This window comes from Amycolatopsis sp. SID8362 (assembly GCF_010550475.1).
Taxonomy (GTDB): domain Bacteria; phylum Actinomycetota; class Actinomycetes; order Mycobacteriales; family Pseudonocardiaceae; genus Amycolatopsis; species Amycolatopsis eburnea.
Genome location: NZ_JAAGNB010001738.1, coordinates 1 through 6,927, shown reverse-complemented (window position 1 = coordinate 6,927; position 6,927 = coordinate 1). Strand labels below are relative to the sequence as shown.

Annotated in this window: 6 protein-coding genes; 5 read left to right on the top strand and 1 reads right to left on the bottom strand. The window is 71.0% G+C overall.

Features of this window, described 5'->3' with window-relative positions; translation table 11 throughout:
* Window positions 1-100 precede the first annotated feature (100 nt).
* On the bottom strand, window positions 101-1,075 hold the full coding sequence (locus G3I65_RS58975; protein WP_309236100.1) for a methyltransferase dimerization domain-containing protein: 975 nt from the start codon (window positions 1,073-1,075) through the stop codon (window positions 101-103).
* Between the two features lie 228 nt (window positions 1,076-1,303).
* On the opposite strand from G3I65_RS58975, the gene G3I65_RS53210 reads away from it, so the two are divergent.
* The 5 genes from G3I65_RS53210 to G3I65_RS53190 all read left to right on the top strand — a co-directional run.
* On the top strand, window positions 1,304-3,040 hold the full coding sequence (locus G3I65_RS53210) for an ABC transporter ATP-binding protein (RefSeq protein WP_160703889.1): 1,737 nt from the start codon (window positions 1,304-1,306) through the stop codon (window positions 3,038-3,040).
* Window positions 3,037-4,614 carry an ABC transporter substrate-binding protein gene (locus G3I65_RS53205; protein ID WP_160703887.1) on the top strand — a complete coding sequence of 526 codons (1,578 nt, stop codon included), beginning with the start codon at window positions 3,037-3,039 and terminating at the stop codon, window positions 4,612-4,614. Before G3I65_RS53210 ends, G3I65_RS53205 begins: the two co-directional genes overlap by 4 nt.
* Window positions 4,611-5,555: an ABC transporter permease gene (locus tag G3I65_RS53200; protein ID WP_160703885.1), complete on the top strand. Its 945-nt coding sequence runs from the start codon at window positions 4,611-4,613 to the stop codon at window positions 5,553-5,555. Before G3I65_RS53205 ends, G3I65_RS53200 begins: the two co-directional genes overlap by 4 nt.
* Complete coding sequence (locus G3I65_RS53195) at window positions 5,552-6,457, top strand: ABC transporter permease (RefSeq protein ID WP_160703883.1); 906 nt, start codon at window positions 5,552-5,554, stop codon at window positions 6,455-6,457. The genes G3I65_RS53200 and G3I65_RS53195 overlap by 4 nt, the downstream gene beginning before the upstream one ends.
* Before the next feature lie 12 nt (window positions 6,458-6,469).
* A partial coding sequence (locus tag G3I65_RS53190; RefSeq protein WP_239072001.1) for an alpha/beta fold hydrolase occupies window positions 6,470-6,927 on the top strand: 458 nt, incomplete at its 3' end.

Here is a 6,927-nt window from a genome sequence, read left to right as displayed (position 1 = left end):
GCCGCGAACGCCGCCCGCAGCTCGACGGCCGTCAGCGGCCGGTCCGGCGCCTCGGGGCTGTGGGCCAGCAACTCCCGCACGGCGGGGTCGAGACCGGTGCTCACACCGCCTCCGCGACGAGCACCCGCGGCGAACCCGGCAGCGTCAGCCGGTCTACCGGGCGCCAGCCCGTGGCGGACAGCCAGCCGCGCACGTCGGCCTCGGGGTACACGACCGTGCCGTCGATGACCAGGTACTCCCCCGCGTGCAGCGCGTCGAGCGCCCGCGGCGACGGGTCGTCGTCGAGGAAGAAGTCGAGCAGCAGCAACCGCGCCCCGGGCGCCGCCGCGGCCCGGGCGTGGCGCAGGATCGCCTGGTTCTCCTCGGCGGAGAACCGGTGGACCACGTGGTTCACCATCACCAGGTCGAACTCGCCCGCGGGCTCGGCCTCGGGGGTCGGGGCGCCGACGACGGTCGCCCGGTCCGCGAACTCCGCGACCGCTTCGGTGACCGACGGGACCGACCGGGGGTCGTAGACGAACGTCACCCGCAGCACGTCGTTGGCACGCAGGGCCTGCAGGGCGAACTCGGCCGAGAGACCGCCCAGGTCCAGGAGGTTCTTGTACCTGCTGAAGTCGAATCCGTTCGCCAGCATCCGAGCGTGTAGGGCGTTATACGCCATGACCCCGCCGAGGAAGGTGCCCCAACGGTCGCCGCCGAGGTCGAGTTCGCCGGGTTCGCCGGTGTCGGTGGTGTGCGGGAACTGCCGCCAGTGCGGGTAGCTGATCGTCTCCAGGAAGGTCAGGAACGGCGCGAGGTCCAGACCTTCCCCGCCGAGGTACGCGGCGGTGTCGGCGGTCAGCTCGTAGCGACCGTCCACGCGGGACAGCAGGCCGAGCGCGGCGAGGGCGTCCCCGAGGATCCGGACGGTCTTTTCGGGGCGGCCGGTCCGCTCGGCCAGCTCCCCCGCGACGAGCGGGCCGGCCGTCAGCGCGGGGAACAGGCCGATGCGGTTGGCGGCGAAGAGCTGCTGGGCGGCCATGTAGCCGACCGCGATGTCCACGATCCGTTCGGGCGTGGCGGGTCTGGTCGTCACGTCGTCCTCCTTTGTTCGACGCGGACACTCTACATCCGTAGATAAAAGAGTCCAGCGCCGAATTTTCCCCGCACAGCAACAAAAAGCCGTGATGTTTCAACTTCCTACGTTTGTAGAATAAAACCATTGACACCGCATGGCGCCGGTGTCAACATGCGTAGAACTACCCCTGCCGGTGCCCGGCAGTCCGGCCCGCCCCCTCGCGGCGGGCGCGAGGAAGGGGAATCCATGACGCTGCTCGAAATCCGGGAGCTCACCGTCGGCGTCGTCACCGACGACACCGAGCGCGAACTCGTGCGGGAGCTCTCCCTCGATCTCGGGCGGGGGCGGACGCTCTGCGTGGTCGGCGAGTCCGGCAGCGGCAAGACCGTGACCGCCCTGTCGATCATCCGCCTGCTCGAGTTCGTCGCCCCCGTCCGCACCCGCGGCGAGATCGCGGTCGACGGCGTGGACGTCACGAAGCTGCCCGCCGACGCGATGCGCGCCTACCGCGGCCCGCGGATCGGCATGATCTTCCAGGAGGCCCTCGACTCCCTCAACCCGAGCCGGCGCGTCGGCGGGCAGCTGGCCGAGGCGTACCGCGAACCCGGGTCGCTGCCCGGGCAGGCCGCCCGCCGCGGCAGCCCGCTGCGCAAGCGGGCCGAAGCCAAGGCCCGGCGGCTGCTGACCGAGGTCGGGCTCACCGACACCGACCGGATCCTGAGGCTGTACCCGCACCAGATGTCCGGCGGCATGCAGCAGCGCGTGATGATCGCGCTCGCCCTGATGGCCGACCCCGACCTGCTCATCGCCGACGAGCCGACCACCGCCCTCGACGTCACCACGCAGGCGGAGATCCTCACCCTCTTCGACCGCGTGCGCCGCGATCACGGCACGGCCTGCGTGTTCATCACCCACGACATGGGGGTCGCCGCGCAGGTCGCCGACCGGATCGCGGTGATGTACCGCGGCCGCCTGGTCGAAGCCGGGTCGCGCGACGAGGTCCTGACCCGGCCGCGGCACCCGTACACGCGGGCGCTGCTCGGGTGCGTGCCGCAGCTGGGCGTCAGCCGCCGCGACGGCTTCCCGACCATCTCCCCCGCCCTGCTCGAATCCGCGATGGCGGGCGAAGCGACCGAAGCCGTCGAAACCCGGGCTCTCAAGCCACGTCCCGAGCGGGTGCCCGAAGGGCCGCCGCTCACCATCACCGCGGTGTCCAAAGTGTACGGCCGAAAAGGACGCCGGGTGGAAGCGGTGCGGGACGTCTCACTGGACATCGCGCCCGGCGAGTTCTTCGGCCTGGTGGGCGAATCCGGCTCCGGCAAGTCCACGCTCGGCAGGCTGGTGACCGCGCTCGAACCGCCGGCGTCGGGGACGATCACCTTCGGCGCGCACGGGATCACGCCCGCCGGGCTGATCGGCGACGAGCGCGCGTTCCGCCGGCGCGTCCAGCTCATCTTCCAGGACCCGCAAAGTTCCCTGGACCCCCGCCACACCGCGGCGCGGATCATCGCCGAGCCGCTGAAGGAGCTGACCCCGTTGCGCGGCGCCGAACTGGACCGGCGGGTGGCCGAGCTGATCGACGAGGTCGGCCTGCCGAAGGATTCCGCCGGAAAACTGCCGTCGCAGCTGTCCGGCGGGCAGCGCCAGCGCGTCTCCATCGCGCGGGCGATCGCCGCCGGGCCCGAACTGATCGTCGCCGACGAGCCGACGTCGGCGCTCGACGTCTCCGTGCAGGGCCAGGTGCTGAACCTGCTGCTGGACCTGCGCCGCACCCGCACGCTGAGCCTGCTGTTCATCACCCACAACCTCAGCCTCGTGCTGTCGGTCGCCGACCGCGTCGGCGTGATGTACCGCGGCGAGCTGATCGAAACCGGGACCCCGGACGAGATCCGCCTCGCGCCGCAGCACGAATACACCCGGCGGCTGCTCGCCGCCAACCCCGACCTGCCCGCCCTCCCCCACACAGGATCGACGCGCCCATGAAACGGACTCCCCTGCTCGCCGCCCTCGCCGCCGCGGCCACGCTGCTCGCCGGCTGCATGGGCGGGGCCGGCACCACGGCCGCCGCCGACGGGCCGCCGGTCCGCGGCGGCAACCTCACCGTCGCCGTCCCCACCGATCCGCAGTCGCTCGACATGGTCGCCAACCCCGGCCAGGTGACCGCGCAGATCGGCAACATGATGTACGAGAAGCTGTTCGAGGTCGACCAGCACTTCGTCGCCCGGCCGATGCTGGTCGACACGTTCACCACCAGCCCGGACCGGCTCGCCTACACCTTCAAGCTGCGCCAGGGCGTGACCTTCCAGGACGGCAACCCGCTGACGGCGAACGACGTCGTCGCGAGCCTCCAGCGCTGGCAGAAGAGCCACCGCACCGGGCAGCTGGTCACCCCGGACATCGACGCGATCACCGCGCCGGACCCGGCGACGGTGAGCATCAAGCTCAAGCGGCCGCGCTACCCGCTGATCGACGAGCTGGCCGGCGCGGGCACCGAAATCTACGAGGCGAAGAACCTCACCGGGCTGCCCGCCACCGGGTTCGGGCAGGACAAGGCGATCGGCACCGGCCCGTACAAGCTGAAGAGCTGGGACATCGGCCAGCAGCTGGTGCTCGAACGCTACGCCGGCTACAAGCCGCGGTCCGAAGAGGACTGGGGCGGCCAGGCCGGCGCGAAGCACGCCTACCTCGACACGGTCACCTACAAGGTCGTCGGCGACCAGGACGCGCTGGTCAACGGCCTGCAGACCGGCCAGTGGGACCACGCGATGCCGGCCAACGACCAGTACGAGCAGCTCAAGGCCAACCCGAACCTGGTGGTGCACAACCTGCCGGGCGGCAACGAGAACGTCGTCATCCCCAACTTCAACCCCGGCTCGAAGTTCGCCGACCCGCGGGCCCGCCAGGCGCTGAACCTGCTGCTGGACAAGCCCGCCATCAACGCCGCGACCGGCGGCAGCAAGGACCTCACGATCGAGACCGGCGCGTTCGCCTCGCCGGACAACAAGGCGTCCTACTCGACCGCAGGCGACGACGTCTACCGGCAGCACGACCCGGCCCGCGCCAAGGAACTCCTCGCCCAAGCGGGCATCACCGCCGGTGCCACGATCCACATCGTCACCACGAACTCCTACCCCGAGTTCGGCAAGTGGGCCGTGCTCATCCAGGACGCGCTCGGGAAGATCGGGCTGCAGACCAAGATCGACACGTTCGACTTCGCCACCATGCTCGGGACGCTGACCAAGGACCCGGGCGGCTGGGACATCACGACGCTGTTCTTCGACTCGTCGCTGACCTCGCCGGCGCAGATGCCCGCGCTCACCCTCGGCACGCTCAACGGCTCGACGTCGCCGGAGCTCGACGGGCTGATGACCGAGTTCAACGCCTCGACCACGCCGGAGCAGGCGAAGGCGGTCATCGACAAGCTCCAGGCGTTCACCTGGAAGCAGCTGTCGGTGATCACGCTGAGCCAGTCCCGGCTCTACGCCGCCTACACCCCGCGGCTCAAGGGCTACGGCGACTTCTACCGGGTCTTCTGGAACTCCTGGCTGGCCGCATGACCGGGGTGCTGCTGCGCCGGCTGCGCGACCTCGCGATCATCCTGGTCATCGTCGGCACCATGATGTTCTTCGTCATCCGGCTGATCCCGGGCGACCCGGCCCAGGCGATCCTCGGCCCGACCGCGCGCCCGGCCGACGTCGCCGCGCTGCGGTCGAGCATGGGCCTGGACGGCTCGCTCTGGCAGCAGTACCTCAGCTGGGCCGGGCACGTCCTGCGCGGCGACTTCGGGTCGTCGATCACCTACCACCAGCCGGTGCTCGACGTCGTCGCCGCGCACATCGTGCCGACGCTGACACTCGCCGTGCTGTCCACGGTGATCAGCTTCTTCCTGTCGATCGCGATCACGGCGTGGCAGGCGGTGTCGCCGCGCAACCTCGTGGCCCGGGCGCTCGACCGGCTGTCCTCGCTCGGCATGGCGATGCCGGACTTCTGGATCTCGCTGGTGCTCGTGCTCGTCTTCTCGGTGACGCTGCGGTGGTTCCCCTCCAGCGGCTACCACGACCTGCTGACCGACCCGGTCGCCGCGGTGCCCGCGCTGGTGCTCCCGGTGACCGTGCTCGTGATCGGGCAGACGGCGTTGTTCGTGCTCACCCTGCGCGAGAGCGTGCTCGGCGAGCTGCCGCTGGCCTACCTGCGCACCGCGCGCGTCAAGGGCCTGCCCGAACGGCGGGTGCTGCTGAAGCACGTCCTGCCGAACGCCCTGATGCCGCTGGTGACGCAGCTGGGCAGCAATTTCGCCATGCTGGTCGGCGGGATCGTCATCATCGAGTCGATCTTCGTCGTGCCGGGGCTCGGCCACCTGCTCATGGGCGCGGTGTCCACTCGCGACTTCCCGCTCATCCAGGGCGTGACGTTGTTCGTCGCGGTGCTGTTCGTCGTGGTCAACCTCCTGGTGGACCTGTCGTACGCGCTGCTCGACCCGAAGGTGCGTGTCGCATGAGCCTCGCCGTCGCCGAACCGGCGTCCACGGTGGACACTCCCCCGCCCCGGCGCGCGGCGCGGGTGTTCCGGCGCAACCGGACGCTCGTGGTGTGCTCGGTCCTTTTAGGCCTGATCGTGCTAGCCGTGGTCGTGCTGCCGTTCTTCCTGCCGAGCGTCAGCGCGACCGACCCGGTGCACCGGCTGCTGCCGCCGTCGGGCGCGCACCCGCTCGGCACCGACTCCTTCGGCCGCGACGTCCTCGCCCGGCTGGTGTCCGGCGGCCGGGCGTCGCTGGGGCTGTCCGCGTTGATCACGCTGTGCGCGGCGTTCTCCGGCATGGTGATCGGCCTGGTCAGCGGCTTCTACCGGGCCGCCGACGCCGTGCTGATGCGGCTGATGGACGCGTGGATGTCGTTCCCGGCGATCATCCTCGCGATGGCGCTGGCCATCGCGCTCGGGGCGAGCATCTGGACCGAGCTGATCGCGCTGACGGTGATCTTCACGCCGTTCACCGCCCGCGTGATCCGCAGCCGGGTGCTCGGCATCGCCGGGCGGCAGTACATCGGCGCCGCCCGCGTGTCCGGGATGAGCCGCGGCAAGATCCTGCTGGTGCACGTGTTCCCCAACGTGCTGCCGCTGGCCCTGGTCCAGGTCGTCATCCTCGCCGCGGCCGCGATGCTGGTCGACGGCGCGATGAGCTTCCTCGGCCTCGGCATCGCCCCGCCCACCCCGACCTGGGGCAACATGATCGCCGAGGGCCGGTCGTACCTGGTGGTCGCGCCGTGGCTGGTCGTGGTGCCGGGCGTGACGATCATGGCCTGCGTGCTCCTGCTCAACCTCATCGGCTCCGCACTGCGGATCGCCGTCGACTCCCGCGCCCGCACGCTCGGCGAACTGCAGCGCCTTCGCCGTTCTTCCTGAGGAAGGATCTCCTTGACGCCTTCGACCTTGGCCGTGCGCCGGTTCGCCCCCAGTGGCCCGCCCGCCGGCCCTCCGGTGCTGCTCCTGCACGGCTTCGCCTCCGACGGGCACACGGACTGGGTCAGCACCGGCTGGCCCGCGGCGCTCGTCGCCTCCGGGCGCCCGGTGCTGGTCCCCGACCTGCCCGGCCACGGCTCCAGTCCCGCGCCAGCCGACACCACCCCGAAGGCCATCACCGAAGAGCTGGCCATCGCGGTCGGCGAAGTGTCCGAAGTGGACGTCGTCGGCTACTCGCTCGGCGCGCGGCTGGCGTGGGAGCTGCCCGCGCTGCTGCCCGTCCGGCGGCTGGTGCTGGGCGGGATCAGCCCGCACGAGCCGTTCGGCGCGGTCGACGTCGAGGCAGCGCTCGCTTTCGCCGGCGGCGGGCGGCTGCCCACCGACCCGCTGACGGCGGCGATCGCCCGGATGAT

What these genes read in the sequence shown, in the direction of transcription:
- G3I65_RS53210 (WP_160703889.1), top strand. Translation starts at nt 1,304, where the DNA reads ATGACGCTGCTCGAAATCCGGGAGCTCACCGTCGGCGTCGTCACCGAC.
- G3I65_RS53205 (WP_160703887.1), top strand. Translation starts at nt 3,037, where the DNA reads ATGAAACGGACTCCCCTGCTCGCCGCCCTCGCCGCCGCGGCCACGCTG.
- G3I65_RS53200 (WP_160703885.1), top strand. Translation starts at nt 4,611, where the DNA reads ATGACCGGGGTGCTGCTGCGCCGGCTGCGCGACCTCGCGATCATCCTG.
- G3I65_RS53195 (WP_160703883.1), top strand. Translation starts at nt 5,552, where the DNA reads ATGAGCCTCGCCGTCGCCGAACCGGCGTCCACGGTGGACACTCCCCCG.